The organism is Lentzea sp. HUAS12, assembly GCF_024125735.1.
GTDB lineage: Bacteria > Actinomycetota > Actinomycetes > Mycobacteriales > Pseudonocardiaceae > Lentzea > Lentzea albida.
Window position 1 is genome coordinate 304,917 of record NZ_CP099738.1, and the last position, 20,161, is coordinate 325,077.

Here is a 20,161-nt window from a genome sequence, read left to right on the forward strand (position 1 = left end):
TGGGGAGAATTCGGTCAGAATCCGGCGCCGAGGTGTTCGAAGTCGCCGAACGGTGAAGGCTGCCACCCTGCTCCAGGCGGTGCCCACTTGTGCACGAGGTCGCCTCCGGTGCCTTGGCCGAACACGTCGAGCTGGCCGTTCGGCTGCTGGATCAGCGACGGCTCGGCGGCGAGACCGGTGCCGAGCCGTTCCGCCTCCCCGAACGGCGACGGCTGCCAGCCCGAGCTGAGGCTCAGCCACTTGTGCCAGAGCTCGTTCGTGGTGCCGCGGCCGAACACGTCGAGCTGGCCGTTGGCCTGCTGGAGCACCACCGGCTCGCTCGCGAGGCCGCCGCCGAGCCGTTCGAAGTCTCCGAACGGTGAAGGCTGCCAGCCGGTGCCCGACGTCCACTTGTGCATGAGGTCGCCCGTCGGGCCGCGGCCGAAGACGTGCAGCTGACCGTTCGCCAGGGGGATCGCGGCGACGTCGCTCGCGAGGCCGGTGCCGAGCCGTTCGAAGTCGCCGAACGGTGAGGGCTGCCAGCCCGAGGTGGGGGTGGCCCACTTGTGCAGCAGGTCTCCGTTGCTGCCGCGGGCGAAGACGTCCAGCTGGCCGTTGGCCTGCACGACCGCGACCGGATCACCGCCCAGACCGGTGCCGAGCCGTTCGAAGTCGCCGAACGGCGAAGGTTGCCAGCCGGTGTCCGGAGTCAGCCACTTGTGCAGCAGGTCGCCGTTGGTGCCGCGGGCGAACACGTCCAGAAGACCGTTGGGGCGGACGATCGCAATCGGATCGCCGCCGAGGCCGGTGCCCAGGCGCTCGAAGTCGCCGTACGGGGACGGGCCCCAGCCCGCGCCGGGGGCCAGCCACTTGTGCAGGAGATCGCCGTTGGTGCTGCGGGCGAACACGTCCAGGACGCCACTGGGGCGGCGGATCGCGGTCGGTTCGCCGCCGAGGCCGGTGCCGAGGTGCTCGAAGTCACCGTACGGGGACGGTTGCCAGCCCGTGCCGGGGACGTACCACTTGTGCACGAGATCGTTGGCAGGGCTGCGGCCGTACACCTCCAGGAAGCCGCTGGGACCGAAGACGACGTTCGTGCTGCTGCGGCGCGAGGAAGGCTGCGGCTGTGGTTCCGGTATGTCTGCGATGTGCAGGAACGCCTCGGGCCAGCCCGCGGAGCGGCTCAGCGTGCGGGTGCCGAAGACACCTGTGTTGGCTCGGTTGTACTCGTGGACGACGACGCTGCCGCCGCCGTTGAGCACCTCGGCGACGATGGCGACGTGCCCGAACCCGCCGCCCTGGCTCGCGCCCCACCACGCGACGGCGCCGCGTGCAGGGGTGTCGTTGACGGGCTTGCCGCGGTTGAGGGCGCCCTGCCGCCAGTCGCGGGCGTGCCCGCTGTTGTTCGCCTGGATGCTGCCCCAGTCGAAGCGGATGTTGCTCGTGGAGCCACCGAGTTGGACGTTGAGCGTCCAGGCGGCGTAGTCGGTGCAGTTCCTGTAGTTGAACCGAAGCGGTGACAGTTGGTTCATGTTCGCGTTGGGCCACGGGTAGTCGTTTCCCAGCGCCTGTGCTGGTGTCGGCCACAGCAGCCCGGCGATGAGGGCGAACAACCCCGCCAAGAGGACGGCACGTCTGCGTTGTTGGACCATGCCTGTGGTGTCGCAGCGCGGGAAAGCGTTGTGACGTCAAGAAAAGACCTGACCCGAAGTTGTCCTTTTTCCACGCTCGCATAGGATTTTCCGCTGGGCGGTTCGTGTGATCGTGCTGGGGCGCGAACGGTCCACGGCTGACCAGAGGAGTGCCATGTCCGATCGTGCCGACGTGCCCGACGAGGTGCTGAGCGAGCTCCGCAAGATCTGCGCCGGCCTCCCGGAAACCCGGGAGGAACCGGCGTGGGTCGGCACGCGCTGGCGGATCCGCGCCCGCACCTTCGTGCACGTCTTCACGGCCCACCCCGGCCAGGACGGCGCCTACAGCCGCGCGGCCGAGCTCACCGAGCCCACGGTGATCATGACCTTCCGCGCCCAGCCCGAAGAGCTGGAGGCCCTGGTCAGCGGCGAGCCGTTCTTCCGGGCCGCGTGGGGCCACGACGTCGTCGGCATGAAGGTGCTGGGTGACGTCGACTGGGTGGAGGTGGCGGAGTTGCTGGCCGAGAGCTACCGCAAACTGGCGCCGGCGAAGCTGGCGAAGCTCGTCGGCTGAGCTGCGCGACGGTCGGCTGTCTGCTCACCAGATGTGCGACTCGCGGAACGCGCGGTTGCCGGCGATCAGTTCGTCCAGCGAGTCGCGGGTGCGGGAAAGCTCGGCGATGTGCGCGTCGAGCTTCTCCCGTTCCTCGCTCATGCGCGCAAAGGCCGCATCGGTGTTGTCGGGTGTGGGGGCGCTCAGGCACCAGGGGAGCAGGGTGCGGATCGTCTGGCTGCTCAGCCCCGCGAGGTAGAGCCGTTGCAGGTACCGCACGCGGTCGACGTCCGCCTCGGTGTAGCGGCGGTGGCCGCCCGCGCTGCGGGTGCTGGTCAGCAGGCCCTGGTCCTCGTAGTACCGCAGGGCACGGGTGCTGGCCCCGGTGCGTGCCGACAGGTCACCGATGCGCATGCTCGCCCCCGAATCGTGGACCTCCGAGACTAGCCGCGGGCGAACACGTACGGCTTCAGCGCGGGTTCCGCCGCCGAGACCGGGGCTGTGGCGATGCGGTTCATGGCGGTCTCGAGGAACGCCGTCAGGTCGGCGGTGACGGTGGCCGGGTCGGCGCCAGGCATGAGGTCCTGGGCGCAGACGGAGGCCGGGAGGTCCGCCGGGGTGGCCGGGCCGCGGCGGGTGATGGCGTTCATGGTGAGGGCGAACGCGAGGTTGTCGCTGGTGCCGATGGTGATGTGGTCGCTCTTGTTCTCCGGGCAGACGTCCTGGAGCGAGATGTGGGTGGCGCCGCGCAGGTCTGTCGTGCCTTTGGGGGTGACGAACTGGTCGTTGACGGTGGACAGGGACGTGTAGGCGATGCCGGGGAAGGTCTCCTGCCGGGAGTTCACCGCCTCGACGAACTTCGCCGACCTCTTCAGCTGCAGGGCGAAGGCGGGGCCGTTGCCGTCGGGGTACAGGGCGTCGTTCTGGTCGCTGCCGTGGTTGACGGCGGCCAGTCCGACGTGGTCGGCGACCATCGCGCGGGTGTCCGGCCAGAACCGCAGCGCGAACCTCGAGCTGACGCCGCCCTGGCTGTGGCCGATCACGGCGATCTTGCCGCGGCTGATCGCGCGGGTGTGCCTGATGGCGTGCACCACGTACTCGGCGGAGACCTGGACGTCGCCTACGGAGCTCGCGGGCAGCGCGACCGAGCAGTAGGGGTGGCCGATCGCGTCGAGGGCGCGGAACCAGTTCCAGGAGAACGCCTCGTCGGGCTCGACGCCGGTGCCCGGGACGAAGAGGGCGACCTCGCGGTGTGAGCCGTACGCGGACGGTGTGCACTTCACGGTGGCTTCGAGTTGGGCGATCGGCACGGAGAGCCGCGGGCCGGGGCGGTTCACCGGGGCGTAGGGGTCTGGCGAGGCGGAGGCGACCGACGTGGAGAGGACCAGCAGGGCGGTCACGAGGACGAGCAGGTGTCTCATTCCTCCAAGCTAGAATTTGACACCAACGTCAGATTCAAGCCTTTCGCGGTGCTGCTTCGGGTGAGTCGCGCCACTTCCGCGCCTTTTCGGCGAGTCCCGCCTCCATGCGCCGCAGCGTCGCGATCGTCGCGTCGACCTCGTCCTGGTCGGACACCACGCCGTCGAGCAGGTCGCTCCACAGGTCGTGCAGCCGGCGCAGGTTCTCCTGGGCGCGGGCGGTGGGGTAGAGGCGGACGCGGCGGGCGTCCTCCTGGTCGGTCTCGCGGTGCACGAAACCCTTGCGCTCCAAGCCTCGCAGCGCTCGGCTGAAGTTGCTGGAGATCTGCTGCGTGGCGTCGGCGGCGGCGCGGGCCGAGGTGCCGGGGTTGCGGTCGATGTACCGCATCACGGCGATGTCGAGGGCCGTCCACGACTCCGTGGTCATGCCTTCCTTGGAGGCGTGGATCTGGCGGCCGACCGCCGCGATGAGGTCGGCTAGCTCGAACAACCGCGACTTCTGGGCCTCGTCCACGCGACCATGGTACTTTTCCTGTCAGATGATAGCTATCGTCCGATAGGAGATGCGGTGGACGCGCCGTCCCGCAGCACCATCCCCGTGCCGCTGCTGCTCGTGCTCGCGCTGCTGGCGAGCGTGGCCCCGTTCGGCATCGACCTCTACCTGCCCGCGTTCCCGCGCATGGCCACCGAGCTCGAGACCAGTGACACGGCCATCCAGCTCACGCTCACGATGTTCCTGCTGGGCCTGGCCGCGGGGCAGCTCGTATTCGGCCCGGTCTCGGACCGGTGGGGCCGGCGCGGGCCGTTGCTCGTGGGCTCGGCGGTGTTCGTGGGCGTCAGCGTGCTCGCCGCTCTCGCGCCCACGATCGAGGTCCTGCTGGCCGCCCGCCTGGTCCAGGGGCTGACCGCGGCGGCCGGCATGGTGATCGGCCGGGCCGTCATCGCCGACCTCGCCACCGGGCGCGCCGCCGCGCGGGCGTTCAGCCTCATGATGATCGTGGGCGGGGTGGCGCCCGTGGTCGCGCCGCTGCTCGGCAGCCTGGTGGTCGACGGGATCGGGTGGCGCGGCGTGCTGCTGGTCCTGGCCGGCCTGGCGGTCGCGATGCTCGCGGGCTCGGCCACCGTCGTGCCGGAGACGCTGCCGCGGGAACGGCGCGGCGCCAGCAGGACGACCGGCTTCCGCGCGCTCGGCAGGCGTGCCTACCTCACCGCCGTGGCCACGTTCGTCTTCTCGTTCGCGGTGCTCATGGCCTACATCTCGGCGTCGCCGTTCCTCTACCAGGTGGTCATCGGCATGAGCCCGGTCGGCTACGGCCTGCTGTTCGCGTTCAACGCGCTGGGGCTCGTCACGAGCAACGCGCTCGCGTCGCGGCTGCTGCGCCGGAGCCAGCCGCGCAGGATCCTCGCGATCGGCACCGCCTGGTTGTTCACGGCGGCCGTGGTCCTGCTGGTCCTCGCCCTGCTGCCGATCAGCGCCGCCTGGCTGATCGTGCCGATCTTCTTCGCCGTCGCGTCGCTCGGCTTCGTCCTCGGCCCGGCCACCGCGCTGGCCCTCGACGCGGTTCCCGGCGCCGCCGGAACGGGATCGGCCGTGCTGGGCTCCTCGCAGTTCGGGCTGGGCGCGGCGGTCTCGCCGCTCGTGAGCGTCGGCAGCGAGCACTCCGCGCTGCCGATGGCGGTCATCATCGCCGTGCTCGCCACCATCGCGGTCTGCGCGTCCCGGCTGATCACGAAGCAGGACAACGATGTCGTCGTTCCCGAGCCCGCCGGTTCGCTCGCGGGCTCGAACTGAGGGAGGCCACGATGCTGATCGGGATCGAGGAGCACTGGGTCCTGCCCGAGCTCACCGCGGCGCTGGCAGGGCGCGACGACAGCCTCGCGTTCAACGACCTCGGCGACCACCAGGAACGCCTGCGGGACCTCGGTGAAGGCCGCATCGCCACCATGGACGAGCAGGGCATCGACCTCGCGGTGCTCGCGCAGACCCCGCCGGGCACGCAGGCGTTGCCCGCCGGGGAGGCGGTCCGGCTCAGCCGCCTCGCGAACGACGTCGCCGCGCAGGCCGTGACCCGCCACCCGGCGAGGTTCCGCGCGCTGTCGACGTTGCCGATGTCGGCGCCGCACGAGGTCGCCGACGAACTCAGGCGCGCCGCCGACCTCGGCCACGTGGGCACCATGGTCTACGGACGCTCGGGCGACCTCCTGCTCGACGACCCCGTCTACGACGGCTTCTTCGCCGCCGCGGAAGCGTTGCGGCAGCCCGTTTTCCTGCACCCGCAGCTGCCGTCGGACGCCCTGCGCGACGCCTCCTACCGCGGCTTCGACCCGATGACCGACCTGGCCCTCGCTACGTTCGGCTGGGGCTGGCACGTCGACGCCGGTCTCGCCGCGCTGCGGTTGATCCTGCGCGGCACGTTCGACCGCCACCCGGACCTGCAGGTCGTGCTCGGCCACTGGGGCGAGGTGCTGCTGTTCTGGGTGGACCGCGCGGACAGCCTCGCCCGCGTCGCCGGGCTGGAGCGGTCGGTGTCCGACTACCTGAGGTCGAACTTCCACATCACGACCTCCGGCATGCTCAACCCCGCGCTGCTGCGGCACGCCCTGTCGGTGACCACCGCCGACCGGCTGATCTTCTCCACCGACTACCCGTTCCAGCACCCCTCGCGGGAGCAGATCAGCGCCTTCCTCGACGAGTTCGAGTCGGACGCTGACCGGGAGAAGTTCAAGTCCGGCAACGCATCGGCGTTGTTCCGAATCTAGCGGTGTGACTCAGAACGTGGGCGGCGTACTCGCGCTCAGCGGGGCGCCTCGCGGCACCGCCCCCACACCCCCGTACCACCAGTACGAGGATGTGGGGGCGGCACCGCGATACACCCGTCTGAGCACGAATACACCGGCCACGTTCTGAGCCACGCCACTAGAACCGGAACCCGGCGGGCCCGCGCACGGCCGCCGCGGCGAGCTCGCTGACGCGGGCGGCGGTCACGGTGACGCCCTGCGCGTTCTGCACCCACGCGACCAGCTCGGGCACGGACAGACCGGCGGGCGGCTCACCGACGTACGGGAACGCGTAGAGCGGGGTGTTCGGCTCGCTGCGCCAGCTCCCGGACAGCGGGCCGAGGTCCACGGTGTCGAACCCGAGCACGTCGAACAGGTCGGCCACCGCCTTCTTCGCGGCCTCGTCGTCCCCGTGCGCCGGCAACGCCGTGCGGTCGGGTGCACCTGCCGGGCGGTGCAGGTCCAGCAGGTGGCGCGGACCGACGTTGTGCAACGCCTTCACGACGGCGGACTCGGCGAGGTGGCGCTGCACGAGCTCGCTGGACGTCAGCTCGTCGGAGTCCAGCTCGGGGGAGTGCCACTGCGGCGTGGGCACGTAGTTGGTCGGGTCGACCACGACCTTGCCGGCGAGCTCGGCGCGCGGCAGTTCCTCGTGTGCGGCGAGAGGAACTGCCACGACGACGATGTCGGCGGCCCGCGCGGTCTCGGCCGGGGTGGCGGCACGCGCGTGCCGGCCGAGCGCCGCGACCAGTCCGGTCAGCGACTGCGGGCCGCGCGAGTTGCCGAGCACGACGTCGAGTCCGGCGTCGGTGGCGAGCCGGGCGAAGCCCGCGCCCACCATGCCGGTGCCGATGATGCCGAGAACGGGTGTGTTCACTGCGATGTCTCCGTTTCCTGGGGTTCACCGCCATCCCATCCCGGCCGCCGCACGCCATCAACGACCAACTCCGACGTGCAGCGATCACAAGTCGTGATAGATGTGGACGGGTGGAACTGAGGGCGTTGCAGTACTTCGTCGCGGTCGCGGAGGAGCTCCACTTCGGGCGCGCCGCCGAACGGCTGCGGATCGTGCAGCCGGCCGTGAGCCAGCAGGTCGCCCGTCTCGAACGGGAGCTGGGCGTGCGGTTGCTGGAGCGCACCTCGCGCACGGTGCGGCTCACGGCCGCGGGCGAACGGGTGCTGGCCGCGGCGCGCGAAACGCTGGCCGCGGCGGCACGGGTCCGGGTGGTGGCGGGAGAACACGCCGCCGTGCTGCGGATCGGGGTGGCGTCGTGCGTGACGCCCCGCCTCGACCGCGCGTTGCTCCGGCTGCGCGAGGGGGAACGGCCCGCGGTGCCCGAGTTGGTGAGCCTGCCGGTGCCCGAGCGACTGGCCGCCGTCCGCGACGGCGAGCTGGACCTGGCCCTGGTCCGGGGCGCGGTCGCCGACGAGGCGCTGACCGTGGAACGCGCCTGGTCGGAGCCTTTGCACGTGGTGCTGTCGGCCGAGCACGCCGCCGCGGGCAAGTCCGTGATCAGCCTGCTCGACCTCGACCCGCGCGGCCTGCGGCTGCTGGCCCGCGACGTCGACCCGCCGATGTACGACGCGATCCTCGCCGCCGTGCCCGTCGTCCCGGTGGCGCCGCCCGCGGGCGACCTGCTCAACCTGCTGTTCGACGTCGGCCGCGACCCGGACGCGTGGACGCTGATGCCCGCCGAGCTCGTCGCCGGGCACCGGGGCGAGCGGCACGTGTCGGTGCCGCTCGACCCGCCCCTGGCCGTGGACGGGCACCTCGTCACGGCCCGGGCCACCCCCGACGCGTGCGTCCGGTCCTATGTGGACGCGTTCGCGGACTGATCAGATCTGGTTCTCGCCACCGTCGACGTAGACGTTGGCGCCCAGCATGAAGCTGCTGTCCGGCGAGGCCAGGAACGCCACCGCGGCGGCCACCTCGTCGACGTGTCCCATGCGGCCGATGGCGATGCGCGCCGCCTCGCCCGCCTTGAACGCCGCCGCGTTCTCCTCACCGACGAGCTCGGTGATCCCGGTGGTGTCGGTCGGTCCCGGCGAGATCGCGTTCACGCGGATGCCCCGGCCCTTGAGCTCGTTCGCCCACGTCCGCGTGAACGTGCGCAGCGCGGCTTTGGACGCCGAGTACGCCCCGAAGCCCGCGGTGCCCCTGTCGGCGGCGGTGGACGCGTTGATGATCACCGAGGCGCCCTCGTTGAGCAGCGGGAGCGCCTTCTGCACGGTGAGCATCGTGCCCTTGACGTTGACGCCGAAGACGGTGTCGAAGTCTTCGGCGGTGATCGTCTCGATGGTCGCGAACGACGCCGTGGCCGAGTTGGCGAACAGCACGTCGAGCCCCTGGCCGCGGGCGGCGACGACCTCGTAGAGGTTGTCCAGGTCGGCCGGGTTCGTGATGTCACCCGGCACCGCGGTGACGTTCTGCCCGATCACCTCCACGGCCTCGTCGAGCTCGTTCTTGCGGCGGCCGGTGATGAACACGTGCGCGCCCTCCGCCACCAGCCGGGCGGCGGTCGCCCTGCCGATGCCCCGCGTGCCGCCGCCGGTGATGACCGCGGTCTTGCCTTCCAGCCTGCGCATTACGACCTCCACGAAGTTGTGCACCGATCGGTGCATATTTCGACCGTAGCACTTGTGCACCGATCGGTGCGCAAAGGGTAGGATGAAGCTCGTGGAGAAAGCGCAGGTGGGCCGGCCGCGGGAGTTCGACGCCGAGCAGGCGCTCCTGAAGGCGATGCGCGTCTTCTGGGAGCAGGGCTTCGACGGAGCGAGCCTCACCGACCTGACCGAGCGCATGGGCATCTCGCGCAAGAGCATGTACGCGGCCTTCGGCAACAAGGAGGAGCTCTTCCGCAAGGCGTTGCAGCGCTACACGGAGATCCAGGCCGTCTACGTGTTGGAGGCGTTGGCGGCGGAGACCGCAGGCGAGGTCGCGACCCGCTTCCTCGACGGCGCGGTGCGGGCCAACACGCGGCCGGGCTGCCCGCCGGGGTGTCTCGGGGTGCAGGGCGCGCTGGCCGTGGGGGCGACCGGAGTGGTCGCGCGCGACACCCTCATCGCGTGGCGCGCGCTGGGGCAGGAGTATCTGCGCGACCGGTTCCAGCGGGCCGTGGACGAGGGCGACCTGCCGGCCGGTGCCGACCCGGACCTCCTCGCCCGCTACCTGATGACGATCTCGAACGGGATCTCCGTGCAGGCGACGGGCGGGGCGACGGAGGAGGAACTGCAGCGGGTGGCCGATGTCGCCCTGCGGAACTGGCCACCCGCCTGACGATCAGGTCACCAGCCGCGCAGGCGGGACCAGGTCGCGTCGACGGACGGGTTCGTGCCGCTGACCACGTGGTAGCGCTCGTGCTGCGCGGCGGTGGCGCACGCGTGGTTGGGCAGGATCCGCAGACGCGTGCCGATGGGCAGTTCGGGAACGGGCTTGCCGTCGCGGGTGCTCAGCACGCCGTGCTCCTGGCTCGCCCCGGTCATCAGCAGTCCGGGGATCAGGGTGCCGTGCACGTCGGCGACGAGTCCGTAGCCCTGGTCGACGGCCTGCGCCTGCGTGCCCCGGTCCCGCGAGGTCGCCATCCAGCCGCCGTCGGTGAGCACCCAGTTCTTCTCGTACCGATGGCCGATCACGGTCACGACGACGGACAGCGCGAGGTCGTCGGTGGAGCACACGCCGATGCCCGCCATGACGAGGTCGAAGAAGACGTAGTTGCCCGCGCGGACCTCGGTGACGCCGGACAGGTCCGTCGCCGCGTGCGCGGTGGGCGTCGAGCCGACGCTGACGACCGGGCACGGCAGACCCGCGGCGCGCAGGACCTCGGCGGCGGCCACGGCGACGTCCCGCTCGTTCTGCGCGGACGCGTGCAAAGCCTCTGGCGTGTGAGCGAAGTAGGACTCGCCGGCGTGGGTGAGCACGCCCGCGAGGTTGTCGCCGAGCGCCCGGCCGATCTCGGTGAGGGACGGGTCGGCGGGCGTGACGCCACCCCGGTGCCCGTCGCAGTCGATCTCGACCAGCGCCGGGACGCGGAGGTCCTCCTCCTGCGCGAACCGGGTCACCGCCTGGGCCTGCGCGAGGGAGTCGAGCAGGACCGTGAGGGTCACGCCCCGGCGCAGCAGGGCGGCGACGCGCGGCAGCTTGTGCGGGTCGATGCCGACGGCGTACAGGACGTCGGTGTAGCCCGCGGCCGCGAAGTGCTCGGCCTCGGCCAGCGTCGACACCGTGATGGGCCCGCCCGCGTGGACGCGGTCGGCCACCTCGACGGACTTGGCCGTCTTGACGTGCAGGCGCAGCGGCACGCCGAGCCGGTCGAGGTGCTCGCGCAGCCGTGCGGCGTTGCGGTCGAGCTTCTCGGCGTCGACCAGGGCGAACGGCGTGCCCGGAGTGTCCACAGTGGTCATTCGGTGCCTCCTGGCGCGGTGCGGCGGTGCAGCAGCGCGGCGGCGAGGGTGAGGTCTTGCAGGGCGAAGCCGGAGCTGTCGAACACCGTCACGTCCTCCGGCGAGGTCCGACCGGGCGCGGCGCCGGCCAGCACGGCACCGAGCGCGACGGGCGCGGCGGACGGCGCGTGCTGGAACTCGCCGATGGTGGTGGACTGCTCGGGCAGGTCGCAGAAGAGCTTCGCGCGGTCGTAAATCCCGGCCGGGAGCTCCTGCTTGCCCGGCCCGTCGACGCCCATGGCGGAGATGTGCGTGCCCGGCCGGACCCAGCTCGCGTCGAACAGCGGCTCACGGGCCGTGGTCGCCGTGACGAGCACGTCCGCCTCGGCCACGCCGGTGCGCGTGTCGACCGCCTCCGCCGGGAGACCGGTCGCGGCGGTGACGTCGGCGGCGAACCTCCTCGCCGCGTCGGCACGCCTGCCGACGACGAGGACCCGGTCGATCGGACGAACCCGGCTGACCGCGCGGGCCTCGTGCAGCGCCTGGTGCCCGGTGCCGATCACGGTCAGCGTGCGGGAGTCGTCGCGGGCCAACGTCCGCACGGCGAGCGTGTCGGCGGCGGCCGTGCGGTAGGCGTTGGCGGCCGCCGCCTCGACCACGGCCTTCAACCGGCCCGTGGCGGGGTCGAGCAGCACGATCGTGGAGCTGTGCCGGGGCAGGTCGGTGTTGTCCGGCCAGAAGCTGCCGATCTTCACGCCCACGAGGTCGCCCGCGGACCCCGACTTGAGCGTGAACCGGGTGCCCGGCGTGGACGAGCTCCCGATCACCACCGGGAAGGTCGACCCGTGCGCGGTGGCGAGGAACGCCTCCCGTGCGGCGGCGAGCGCGAGGTCGTCGTCGACGAGCGCGGCCGACTCGGACTCGCTCACGAAGACGGGGCTGTCGGTCATGGTGTGTCCTTCTTCAGCTCGGCGAGGTCGTTGTAGAGACCGGCGCGGGAGATCCCGAGCCGTTGCGCGACACGACCCGGAGCGCCGCGCAACGCGAACACACCGGCCTCGTGCAGGGACCGGACGAGACCCAGCCGCTCGTCCCTGCTGAGCGACGTGACCGGCACGGCGTGCGTCCGCTCGGCGCGTTCGACCAGCGACTCGACCACCTGGTCCAGGTCGCCGGAGAAGTTCGTCGTGGCGGCGGGCGGCTCCTCCAGCGCGGACAACCCGAGCAGGTCCGAGAGCACGCCGGTCGCGCGGTTGATCGCCGACACGTCGACGTTGACGCACAACGCCCCGATCAACGACCCGTCGACGTCCCGCAACGGCAGCGTCGTGCACTTGAGGACCTTCCCGTCCTGCGCGCGGGTGACGTAGCCGACCTCGTTGCGGGCGTCGTCCCCGGCGGCGAGCACGCGCAGGCCGATCTCGCTCATCGCGTCCCCGACCCGCCGGCCCGTGACGCCGCCCGCGACCGCGACGACGGACCGCTCCTGGTCGCGGTAGTCGTGCAGCACGACCTCGCAGCTGCGGCCGAAGGTGGCGGCCAGGCCTTCGACGACGGGGATGAGGGCGGCGAACACCGCGTCCGCGGTGCTGGTGTGGGGCACGACGTCTCCTGTCGTGGACAAAGTGTCAGCAGCTGGACAAAGTGTCACACGAGTGGGGTGGGGGAGCCAGTTCCTCGGAGTGTGGTGCTGGCCACGGAGGAGGAACGGGCTGGGCACCGCCCCCTTTGCCGCCTTCCCTCACCAGGGCAGCGGCTGGTTCTCGTAGTCCACGAAGTGCAGCCCTCCCTCACCCGCGCGCGCCTCCAGCGTGTCCACCACGCCGGGGATGCTCTCCTCGACCTCCAGCACCGCGCCCGGCCCGCCCAGTCCCGTGCGCACCCAGCCCGGGTTGACCAGCAGCAGGGTCCGCTTGTCGTCGGCGTGCCGGGCGGCGTACCCGCGCATGAGCTGGTTGAGGGCCGACTTGCTGGCGCGGTAGACCTCGTGGCCGCCGTTGGTGTTCATGGTGATGCTGCCCTGCCTGGACGACATCACGGCGATCGTGCCGGTCTCGGTCACGAGCGGGCCGAGCGCCTCGACGACGCGCAGGGGGCTCAGTGCGTTGGTGACCATGACCTCGGTGAACGACTCGGTGGTGACCTCGCTGACCGGGACGTTCGCGTGGGCGATGCCCGCGTTCACGAAGAGCAGGTCGAGGTCGTGGCCGGTGAGGCGGTCGCGCAGGGCGGTGATCTGGTCCGGCGCGGTGATGTCGAGGTGTTCGACGGTCAGCCGGCCCTCCGAGACGTCGGCGAGGTCGTGCAGGCCGGTGCGCTGGTCGCCGCGCACCGTGCCGATGACGTGCCAGTCGCGGCGCAGCAGTTCGGCGGCCAGGGCGAGGCCGAGGGTGCGCGAGGCGCCGACGACGAGAGCGGTTCGGGACATGGCTGTCTCCGGGTTTCTGGACAGTATGTATCGAAACCGTAGCAGGTTACGAAACACGGTGTCCAGTTATGCTGGTCGCATGAACACGGGCGGGCGGCCGCGCAGTGAAGAGGCGCGGCTCGCGGTGTTGCACGCGGTGGACGACCTGCTGCTCGAGGTCGGCTACTCGGCCATGACCATGAAGAGCATCGCCGACCGGGCGAAGGTGTCCCGCGCGACCGTGTACCGGTGGTGGTCCACGAAGGCGGAGGTCCTGTTCGAGGCCAGCACGCTCGACTCCGCGAAGGAGCTGGCGGTCGGGGCTTCCGGTGATCCGCGCGCCGACCTCGTCGCGTACCTCGACGCGCTCGCGGCCTTCCTGGCGCGGTCGCCCGCCGGGATCGCCTACCGCGTGCTGCTCACCGAGGCGCAGAGCGACGCCGCGGTGGCGGAGCTGGTCCGCTCCCGGGACGTCCTCGGCGACACCGCGCGTCTCGTGCTCGAACGCGCCCTGCCGGGAGCCGTCGACGACCAGGTCGTCGCGTCGTTCATCGGGCCGGTCTTCTTCTGGGTGGCGAGCGGACGCGGAGGTCTCGACTCCCGCGAGCTCGTCGAGGCCTTCCTCCGCTCGGTGCGGTAGGCCCTGCCGTCGACAAATCGGCACGCCGATTCTCGCGTAGAGTGAGCGTTACATACATAACTCGCGTGGAATCGAAGGCTAGAGATCTGATGAAGGCCGTCGCCGTCACCTCGCACGGCTCGCCTCCCGAGCTCGTCGACCTGCCCGGTCCGTCCGTTGTGGACGACCACGACCTGCTGCTCGACGTCCTCGCCGCAGGCCTGCACCCGGTCGTGCGCGCGCAAGCGGGCGGAACGCACTACACCAGCACCCGCGCCCTGCCGTTCGTGCCGGGGATCGACGGTGTCGGCCGGGACGCCGCGGGAGGGCTGCGTTACTTCGTGCTCCTCGGCGCGGGTGGCGGGGCGATGGCCGAGCAGGTCGTCGTGGACGCCCGGCACACCGTGCTGCTGCCCTCCGGCGCGGACCTGGTCGCCGTGGCGGCCACCATGAACCCCGCGATGTCCGCGTGGCTCGCGCTGCGCGTGCGGACGCGGGTGGAACGCGGCCGGGACGTGCTCGTGCTCGGTGCCACGGGCAACTCGGGGCGCATGGCCGTGCGGATCGCGGCGCTGCTCGGAGCGCGGCGGGTGGTCGCCGCCGGGCGTGATCCGGACCGGCTCGCGGAACTGCCCGCGCTCGGAGCGACGGACGTCGTGCCGCTGGACGACGTCGACCTGCTCGCCGCCACGGCCGCGGACGTCGACGTCGTGCTCGACTACGTGTGGGGGCCGCCGACGGCCGCCGTCCTGACGGGCATCGCCGCCCGCCGCACCGATCCGCGCCGCACCCTCACCTGGGTCGAGATCGGCTCGGTCGCGGGCCCGGACGCCGTGGTGCCGTCGGCCGCGCTGCGGTCGTGCCGGATCGAACTCGTCGGCAGCGGCAGGGGGTCGCTGGGCACGGGGGAGGTCGTCGCCGGACTGGCCGAGCTGGCCGTGCCGGTCGCCGCCGGTGAACTGGCCGTGGACGCCGAGGTCCGGCCGCTGTCCGACATCGCGCGGTCGTGGCGAGACGCGGAACGGCTCACCCGCCGCATCGTGCTGGTGCCCGGCCTGGGAGCGGGCGCATGACCACGGTGGCGGACCTCCTGGTGCGCGCCGCCGAACACCATCCCGAGCACGGCATCGGCTACCTCGGGGACGACCTCGAGGCCGCGCCGTCGCTGATGCCGTACCCGGAGCTGCTCGCGGAGGCGACCAGGATGCTGCACGCGTTGCGGCACAGGGGAGCGCACCCCGGACGGGCGGTGGCGCTGCTGCTCGAACACCCGCGCGACTTCTTGCCCGCGCTGTGGGCGTGCCTGCTCGGCGGGCTCGTGGCGTGCCCGGTGAAGCCGCTGCGCGAGGACCCGTCGCGGTGGGGCGCCCAGCTGCGGCACGTCACCGAACTGCTCGACGGCCCGCTCGTGCTCACCACGGCGGAGCTGCGCGCCCGCCTGCCCGAGGTCGCCGGGCTCGACGTCGTCGACGTCGCCGGGCTCGACAGCGCTGAACAGTCCCTTGTGGACGTTCAGGTACGGCCGGAGGACCTGGCGCTGCTGGTGCTGACGTCCGGGTCGACAGGAACGGCGAAGGCCGTGCGGCTCACGCACGCCAACCTGGTCGCGTCCATGCGGGCGAAGGCCGAGGCCCATCGCGCGACGCCGGACGACGTGACGTTCAACTGGGTGTCCTACGACCACGTCGCGGCACTGCTGGAGGGCCACCTGCTGCCGGTCGCCAGCGGTGCGACGCAGCTGCACGTCACCCCGGAGCCGGTGCTGGCCGACCCGCTCGTGTTCCTCCGCGCGCTGGCCGCCCACTGCGTCACCGCCACGTTCACGCCGAACTTCCTGCTGGGGCTGATCAACGCCGAACTGGCCTCCGGCAGCATCGAAGACATCGACCTGTCCACTGTGGACAGGATCGTCTCCGGCGGTGAGGCGAACCCGGTCGCGACCGGGGTGCGGTTCCTCGACCTGCTGGCACCGCACGGGCTCGCCCGCACGGCGTTGTGGCCCGCGTTCGGCATGACCGAGACCTGCGCCGGATCGCTCTACAACCGCGAGTTCCCCGGCGCCGACGCCCGCGCCGAGTTCGCGTCCGTCGGCCGTCCCGTGACAGGGCTGGAGGTGCGGGTCGTCGACCAGGAGGTGTGGTTGCGCGGCCCGATGGTCACGAGCGGCTACCACCGCGATCCCGTCGCCACCGCCGCGGCGGTCACGCCCGACGGCTGGCTGCGCACCGGCGACCTCGGGGTGGTCGAGGACGGCCGGCTGACACTCGTCGGGCGCAACAAGGACAGCGTCATCGTCAACGGTGTCAACCACTACAGCCACGACCTCGAAGCCGTTCTCGCGGAGGTCGACGGCGTGGCACCGTCCTTCACGGCCGCCTTCCCGGTCAGGCCGCGGGGAAGCGACACCGAGCAGCTCGCGGTCCTCTTCGCTGCCACCGCCGCCGGCGAGGAACTGCACCGCGTGGTCGCGAGAGTGCGGGACAGGGTGGTGCTGCACTGGGGTTTCCGGCCCGCGGTCGTGCTCGCCCTGCCGCGTGAGGAGTTCGTGAGGACCAGCCTGGGCAAGGTGCGGCGCGGTGTGCTGCGCGCCCGGCTGGAGTCCGGTGCCTACGCGGAACACGAGGCGCTGAGTGCCGGGCCGGCCGTTCGACACGTTGCTCCCGAAGGCCCCGTCGAGATGGCCCTGGCCGCGATCTGCGCCGAGCTCTTCGACGTTCCCCGGGTCGGTGCCACGACCGGCTTCTTCGACCTGGGCGGGACTTCACTCGACGTGCTGCGGCTGACGAGGGCCGTGCGGGACCGGTTCGGCGCCGGCCTGTCGGTGCTCGACGTGCTGCGCGCACCGACCGTGCGGGAGCTGGCGCGGGTGGTGCGGACACCGCCGGAACAAAGCTACGACCCCGTGGTGACGCTGCAATCCGACGGCGACGGCGTGCCGCTGTTCTGCGTGCACCCCGGTGTCGGTGAGGTGCTGGTGTTCGTCAACCTCGCCAAGCACTTCGCGGGCGAACGGCCGTTCCACGCCCTGCGCGCCCGCGGCTTCGGCCCTGGCGAGACACCGTTCGGCAGCTTCGCCGAGATGACCGCCACCTACGTCGAGGCGATCCGACGCGTGCAGCCGCACGGGCCGTACGCGCTCGCCGGTTACTCCTTCGGCGCCGCCGTCGCGTTCGAGATCGCCAAGGTGCTGGAGGCCGACGGCGAACGGGTGGAGTTCCTCGCCAGCTTCAACCTCCCGCCGCACATCAAGTACCGCATGGACGAGCTCGGCTTCGTCGAGACCGCCGTGAACCTGGCGATGTTCCTGGAACTCGTGGACCCGGTTCAGGCGGAGCTGCTGCCTGCCCGGCTGGCACCGTTGCCGAAGACCGAGCAGATCGCCGCCCTGCTCGACCTCGCCCCGCCCGGCAGGCTCGCCGAGCTGGACCTCGACCTGCCGGGGCTCACCGCGTGGGCGGACCTCGCGGACGGCCTGACCACCCTCGGCCGCACCTACCACCCGGCGGGCGAGGTGCGGACGATGACTGTGTTCTGCGCCGATCCGTTGCGCGGCACCCGCGCGGACTGGGTCAGCACCGAGCTGCGGCGCTGGGACGAGCACACCGCGCGGCCCGTCCGGTACGTCGACGTGCCGGGGGAGCACTACACCATGATCGGCCCGCGGCACGTCCACGCGTTCGCGGCACTCCTGCGCGCCGAACTGGCACGCGCGTTCACCCCGACCCAGGAGCCACCCCGTGAGTGACCTGCCCATCGACCGCACCGGAATGTTCGACATGGCACTGGAACTGCTCACCTCCAGAGCCCTGCACGTGGCCGTGGAACTCGGGATCCCGGACCACCTCGGCAACGGTCCCGCCGACACCGCGAAGCTCGCCGAGATCACCGGAACGCACGAACCGTCGCTGTACCGGTTGCTGCGCCTGCTCGCGAGCGTCGGGCTGTTCACCGAGACCGCGCCGCGCACCTTCGCCACGACCCCGAAGGCGAACGCGCTGCGCTCGGACGTCGACGGCTCGCTGCGGCCCTTCGTGCTGCACACCCTCGGCGTCCTCTACCCGGCGTGGGGCGAGATGGCGCACTCGATCCGCACTGGCGAGGAGGCGTTCACCAAGGCGTTCGGCGAACCCGTCTGGCAGTACCACGGCACCCGGCCCGCCGCGAACGACCTGATCAACCAGGTGATGTCGCGCGAGTCCGAGAACATGACCGGCGACCTGGTGGCCGCCTACGACTTCAGCCCGTTCGGCACCGTGGTCGACGTCGGCGGCGGGGAGGGCGCGCTCGTCGCGGGCGTGCTCGCCGCGAACCCCGGCCTGCGCGGTGTCGTCTTCGACCAGCCGCACGTGGTCACCGGCGACGTGCTGCGGGCGGCGGGCCTCGCCGACCGGGCCGAGGTCGTCGGAGGCGACTTCTTCGAGTCGGTGCCCCGCGGCGGGGACGTGTACGTGCTCAAGTGGGTGCTGCACGACTGGAGCGACGAGAAGTCCGTGGAGATCCTGAAGAGCGTGCGCGCGGCGATGCCCGCCGGTGGCACCCTGCTCGTCGTCGAGTCGGTGATCGAACCGGGCGACGACCCCGCGCCCAGCAAGATCCTCGACATGGTCATGCTCGTGCTCAACGGCGGGCAGGAGCGCACGCGCGAGCAGTTCGACGCGCTGCTGGACGCGTCCGGGTTCCGCGTCCGGCGCGTACTGCCGATGGCGTCGTCGAGCACGAGCATCATCGACGCCGTGGCGGTCTAGACGTGGTCACTGCGTCTCGGTGCGACGCCCGGCCAGCCACTTCTCCCGGTGCGCGCTCCACCGCTGCATCAGCGAGGTCAGTTCGGCCTCCGCGAACCGGAAGTACTCGAGGCACTCGTCGAGCCGCCGCCCGGCCGCCGAGTCGTCGCCGAGAGCCGTGATGCCCTCGGCCGGCACCTCGGTGACCAGCACGACCAGCTGGTCGCGGCTGTCGCAACTCCGCACCGGTGGCGTGCGGGCTCAGCAGCACCCCGACCGCCGCCGCCCTGGTGACGGCCAGCACCGCCTCCACCAGGTCGACGCCGTCGTCGGGGAGCACCGCCACCCGCGCGCCGCGCTCCACCTCCATCGCGGCCGCCAGCTGTGCGGTGGTGGCCGCGAGCTCGGCCCAGGTGGTCGTCCGGTTCCGGTCGCTGTACGCGGCGCGGTCGCCGCGCAGGCGCGCGTTGTCCTGGAGCAGCGACGAGATCGGGCGAACCTCCGGCACTGCGGGGCGAGTGTCGTCCATGAGGTCCGTTCTCGCTGGTCCAGGTGTACAGAACGTTCGTTACGAACGACCTTGGCACCGCGACCTGAGACCCCCTATCCCCGTTGCGCCAGCGCGGGGACCCTGGCCGGGCGGGAGTCGTGCACGGCGTACCGGGTGCGCGTCCAGGCCAGCAGTGTCGACCCCACCGACATGCCGCCGCCGAACCCGCACAGCAGCACGAGGTCGTCCACGGCCAGCAACCGCTTGCGGTGCACCACGTCCAGGGTGATCGGGATGGACGCGGCACCGGTGTTGCCGTAGTTCTCCAGCGCGAGGTGGCAGGTCGCGCCGGGCAGGCCGAGTGTCGGCCACACGTCACCGAGCATGGCGCCGTTCGCCTGGTGCGGCACGAAGTGCCGGACTTCGTCGGCGGGCACCGCGACGTCCCGGAGGAGTGCGGTGACCTCGGAGCCGAGGCTGTCCGACACGAACTCGCGCACACCGCGGCCGTTCATCGTGAAGTGGTGCTGGCCGTTCGCCAGGGTGTCCGGGGACGCCGGGTGCCTGCTGCCTCCCGCCGGGACGCTGATCAACGAGTGCTGGTCCCCGCGCGTGGTGAGCCGCGCGCCGAGCAGGCCCTGGCCTGCCGGGACCGGGCCCAGCAGCACGGCGCCGGCCCCGTCGCCGAAGAGGATCGCCGTGCCGCGGTGGGTGTGGTCGAGGATGCGCGAGTAGACGTCCGCGCCGATGACGAGCGCGAGGCCGTCGGGGCGGTCGCGCAGCAGGCCGTTCGCGACGGAGAGGGCGAAGACGAAACCGCTGCAGACGGAGTTCACGTCGAACGCCGCCGCGTTGGTGGCGCCGAGGAGGTGCTGGACGATCGTCGCGGTGGCGGGTTGCGGGTGGTCCGGGGTGGACGTCGCCACGACGATGAACGACACCCGCTCCGGTGCGACGCCCGCCTGCACCAGCGCGGCACGGGCGGCCGCGGCGGCGAGGTCGGACGTCGCCTCGTGCGGGGCCGCCCGCCGCCGGGAGCGGATGCCGGTCTTGCGCACGATCCACTCGTCGGTGACACCGGTCCGCGCGGCTACCTCGGCGTTGCTGATCGAGCAGGCGGGCAGGTAGCTGCCGGTGCCGATCACGCCGATCTGGTGGCTCATGGAAGCCCTTTCTCGAAGC

Annotated in this window: 21 protein-coding genes and 1 pseudogene; 9 read left to right on the forward strand and 13 right to left on the reverse strand. The window is 71.7% G+C overall.

From position 1 onward, the window contains the following. Positions 1-14: 14 nt before the first annotated feature. Positions 15-1,601 carry a CHAP domain-containing protein gene (locus ND450_RS01440; RefSeq protein ID WP_253324346.1) on the reverse strand — a complete coding sequence of 529 codons (1,587 nt, stop codon included), beginning with the start codon at positions 1,599-1,601 and terminating at the stop codon, positions 15-17. Positions 1,602-1,785: 184 nt separating this feature from the next. On the opposite strand from ND450_RS01440, the gene ND450_RS01445 reads away from it, so the two are divergent. Continuing rightward, a complete protein-coding gene (locus ND450_RS01445; protein WP_253324347.1) occupies positions 1,786-2,184 on the forward strand; it encodes an MmcQ/YjbR family DNA-binding protein in 399 nt (132 codons plus the stop codon). Positions 2,185-2,208: 24 nt separating this feature from the next. On the opposite strand, the gene ND450_RS01450 is transcribed toward ND450_RS01445, so the two are convergent. Genes ND450_RS01450 through ND450_RS01460 form a run of 3 tightly spaced genes read right to left on the reverse strand, consistent with a single transcriptional unit; the run spans position 2,209 to position 4,095 of the window. Further along, positions 2,209-2,577 (reverse strand): MerR family transcriptional regulator, encoded by a 369-nt coding sequence (locus tag ND450_RS01450; protein WP_253324348.1) that lies wholly within the window; start codon positions 2,575-2,577, stop codon positions 2,209-2,211. A gap of 29 nt (positions 2,578-2,606) precedes the next feature. Then, positions 2,607-3,584, reverse strand: coding sequence for a triacylglycerol lipase (locus tag ND450_RS01455; RefSeq protein WP_253324349.1), 978 nt, complete (start codon positions 3,582-3,584; stop codon positions 2,607-2,609). Between the two features lie 34 nt (positions 3,585-3,618). Next, complete coding sequence (locus ND450_RS01460) at positions 3,619-4,095, reverse strand: MarR family winged helix-turn-helix transcriptional regulator (RefSeq protein ID WP_253324350.1); 477 nt, start codon at positions 4,093-4,095, stop codon at positions 3,619-3,621. Positions 4,096-4,149: 54 nt separating this feature from the next. On the opposite strand from ND450_RS01460, the gene ND450_RS01465 reads away from it, so the two are divergent. After that, positions 4,150-5,373 carry a multidrug effflux MFS transporter gene (locus tag ND450_RS01465; protein WP_253324351.1) on the forward strand — a complete coding sequence of 408 codons (1,224 nt, stop codon included), beginning with the start codon at positions 4,150-4,152 and terminating at the stop codon, positions 5,371-5,373. 11 nt (positions 5,374-5,384) lie between these two features. Continuing rightward, entirely contained in the window at positions 5,385-6,341 is a 957-nt protein-coding gene (locus tag ND450_RS01470) for an amidohydrolase family protein (protein ID WP_253324352.1), read from the forward strand. Positions 6,342-6,498: 157 nt separating this feature from the next. Here the strand turns inward: ND450_RS01470 and ND450_RS01475 are convergent, their stop codons facing one another. After that, positions 6,499-7,236, reverse strand: a complete 738-nt coding sequence (locus ND450_RS01475) for an NADPH-dependent F420 reductase (protein WP_253324353.1) — start codon at positions 7,234-7,236, stop codon at positions 6,499-6,501. A 110-nt stretch (positions 7,237-7,346) separates the two neighbouring features. On the opposite strand from ND450_RS01475, the gene ND450_RS01485 reads away from it, so the two are divergent. Beyond that, entirely contained in the window at positions 7,347-8,195 is an 849-nt protein-coding gene (locus ND450_RS01485) for a LysR family transcriptional regulator (RefSeq protein ID WP_305885201.1), read from the forward strand. Here the strand turns inward: ND450_RS01485 and ND450_RS01490 are convergent, their stop codons facing one another. Beyond that, a complete protein-coding gene (locus ND450_RS01490) occupies positions 8,196-8,945 on the reverse strand; it encodes an SDR family NAD(P)-dependent oxidoreductase (protein ID WP_253324354.1) in 750 nt (249 codons plus the stop codon). Positions 8,946-9,027: 82 nt separating this feature from the next. Here ND450_RS01490 and ND450_RS01495 point away from each other — a divergent pair, with 82 nt between their 5' ends. Then, on the forward strand, positions 9,028-9,636 hold the full coding sequence (locus ND450_RS01495) for a TetR/AcrR family transcriptional regulator (RefSeq protein ID WP_253324355.1): 609 nt from the start codon (positions 9,028-9,030) through the stop codon (positions 9,634-9,636). Between the two features lie 8 nt (positions 9,637-9,644). Here the strand turns inward: ND450_RS01495 and ND450_RS01500 are convergent, their stop codons facing one another. The 4 genes from ND450_RS01500 to ND450_RS01515 all read right to left on the reverse strand — a co-directional run bounded on the left by ND450_RS01500 (position 9,645) and on the right by ND450_RS01515 (position 13,167). Beyond that, positions 9,645-10,760, reverse strand: a complete 1,116-nt coding sequence (locus tag ND450_RS01500) for a DSD1 family PLP-dependent enzyme (protein ID WP_253324356.1) — start codon at positions 10,758-10,760, stop codon at positions 9,645-9,647. Next, entirely contained in the window at positions 10,757-11,689 is a 933-nt protein-coding gene (locus ND450_RS01505) for an ornithine cyclodeaminase family protein (protein ID WP_253324357.1), read from the reverse strand. The genes ND450_RS01500 and ND450_RS01505 overlap by 4 nt, the downstream gene beginning before the upstream one ends. Next, complete coding sequence (locus ND450_RS01510) at positions 11,686-12,342, reverse strand: transcriptional regulator (protein ID WP_253324358.1); 657 nt, start codon at positions 12,340-12,342, stop codon at positions 11,686-11,688. The genes ND450_RS01505 and ND450_RS01510 overlap by 4 nt, the downstream gene beginning before the upstream one ends. Positions 12,343-12,480: 138 nt before the next feature. Further along, positions 12,481-13,167 (reverse strand): SDR family NAD(P)-dependent oxidoreductase, encoded by a 687-nt coding sequence (locus ND450_RS01515; RefSeq protein ID WP_253324359.1) that lies wholly within the window; start codon positions 13,165-13,167, stop codon positions 12,481-12,483. 79 nt (positions 13,168-13,246) lie between these two features. Between ND450_RS01515 and ND450_RS01520 the strand changes: the two genes are divergently transcribed. The 4 genes from ND450_RS01520 to ND450_RS01535 all read left to right on the forward strand — a co-directional run bounded on the left by ND450_RS01520 (position 13,247) and on the right by ND450_RS01535 (position 18,510). Beyond that, the gene (locus ND450_RS01520; RefSeq protein WP_253324360.1) at positions 13,247-13,786 is read left to right on the forward strand and encodes a TetR/AcrR family transcriptional regulator; all 540 of its coding nucleotides are present in this window, start codon (positions 13,247-13,249) and stop codon (positions 13,784-13,786) included. Between the two features lie 65 nt (positions 13,787-13,851). Beyond that, entirely contained in the window at positions 13,852-14,838 is a 987-nt protein-coding gene (locus ND450_RS01525; protein ID WP_253324361.1) for a zinc-binding alcohol dehydrogenase family protein, read from the forward strand. After that, a complete protein-coding gene (locus ND450_RS01530; protein WP_253324362.1) occupies positions 14,835-17,510 on the forward strand; it encodes a non-ribosomal peptide synthetase in 2,676 nt (891 codons plus the stop codon). Before ND450_RS01525 ends, ND450_RS01530 begins: the two co-directional genes overlap by 4 nt. Continuing rightward, entirely contained in the window at positions 17,503-18,510 is a 1,008-nt protein-coding gene (locus ND450_RS01535) for an acetylserotonin O-methyltransferase (RefSeq protein WP_253324363.1), read from the forward strand. The genes ND450_RS01530 and ND450_RS01535 overlap by 8 nt, the downstream gene beginning before the upstream one ends. 6 nt (positions 18,511-18,516) lie before the next feature. Here ND450_RS01535 and ND450_RS01540 read toward each other — a convergent pair whose 3' ends face one another. The 3 genes and pseudogenes from ND450_RS01540 to ND450_RS01545 form a co-directional block, all read right to left on the reverse strand. Further along, a complete protein-coding gene (locus ND450_RS01540; RefSeq protein WP_253324364.1) occupies positions 18,517-18,735 on the reverse strand; it encodes a hypothetical protein in 219 nt (72 codons plus the stop codon). Between the two features lie 46 nt (positions 18,736-18,781). Then, a pseudogene (locus ND450_RS45935) lies at positions 18,782-19,018 on the reverse strand (hypothetical protein); the annotation flags it as partial. A gap of 74 nt (positions 19,019-19,092) precedes the next feature. After that, complete coding sequence (locus ND450_RS01545; RefSeq protein WP_253324365.1) at positions 19,093-20,142, reverse strand: 3-oxoacyl-ACP synthase III family protein; 1,050 nt, start codon at positions 20,140-20,142, stop codon at positions 19,093-19,095. Between the last annotated feature and the right edge of the window lie 19 nt (positions 20,143-20,161).

Bases quoted from the DNA above. Each gene is read 5' to 3' on its own strand.
- ND450_RS01445 (WP_253324347.1), top strand. From the start codon at position 1,786: ATGTCCGATCGTGCCGACGTGCCCGACGAGGTGCTGAGCGAGCTCCGC.
- ND450_RS01450 (WP_253324348.1), bottom strand. From the start codon at position 2,577: ATGCGCATCGGTGACCTGTCGGCACGCACCGGGGCCAGCACCCGTGCC.
- ND450_RS01455 (WP_253324349.1), bottom strand. From the start codon at position 3,584: ATGAGACACCTGCTCGTCCTCGTGACCGCCCTGCTGGTCCTCTCCACG.
- ND450_RS01470 (WP_253324352.1), top strand. From the start codon at position 5,385: ATGCTGATCGGGATCGAGGAGCACTGGGTCCTGCCCGAGCTCACCGCG.
- ND450_RS01490 (WP_253324354.1), bottom strand. From the start codon at position 8,945: ATGCGCAGGCTGGAAGGCAAGACCGCGGTCATCACCGGCGGCGGCACG.
- ND450_RS01495 (WP_253324355.1), top strand. From the start codon at position 9,028: ATGAAGCTCGTGGAGAAAGCGCAGGTGGGCCGGCCGCGGGAGTTCGAC.
- ND450_RS01500 (WP_253324356.1), bottom strand. From the start codon at position 10,760: ATGACCACTGTGGACACTCCGGGCACGCCGTTCGCCCTGGTCGACGCC.
- ND450_RS01505 (WP_253324357.1), bottom strand. From the start codon at position 11,689: ATGACCGACAGCCCCGTCTTCGTGAGCGAGTCCGAGTCGGCCGCGCTC.
- ND450_RS01515 (WP_253324359.1), bottom strand. From the start codon at position 13,167: ATGTCCCGAACCGCTCTCGTCGTCGGCGCCTCGCGCACCCTCGGCCTC.
- ND450_RS01520 (WP_253324360.1), top strand. From the start codon at position 13,247: ATGAACACGGGCGGGCGGCCGCGCAGTGAAGAGGCGCGGCTCGCGGTG.
- ND450_RS01530 (WP_253324362.1), top strand. From the start codon at position 14,835: ATGACCACGGTGGCGGACCTCCTGGTGCGCGCCGCCGAACACCATCCC.
- ND450_RS01545 (WP_253324365.1), bottom strand. From the start codon at position 20,142: ATGAGCCACCAGATCGGCGTGATCGGCACCGGCAGCTACCTGCCCGCC.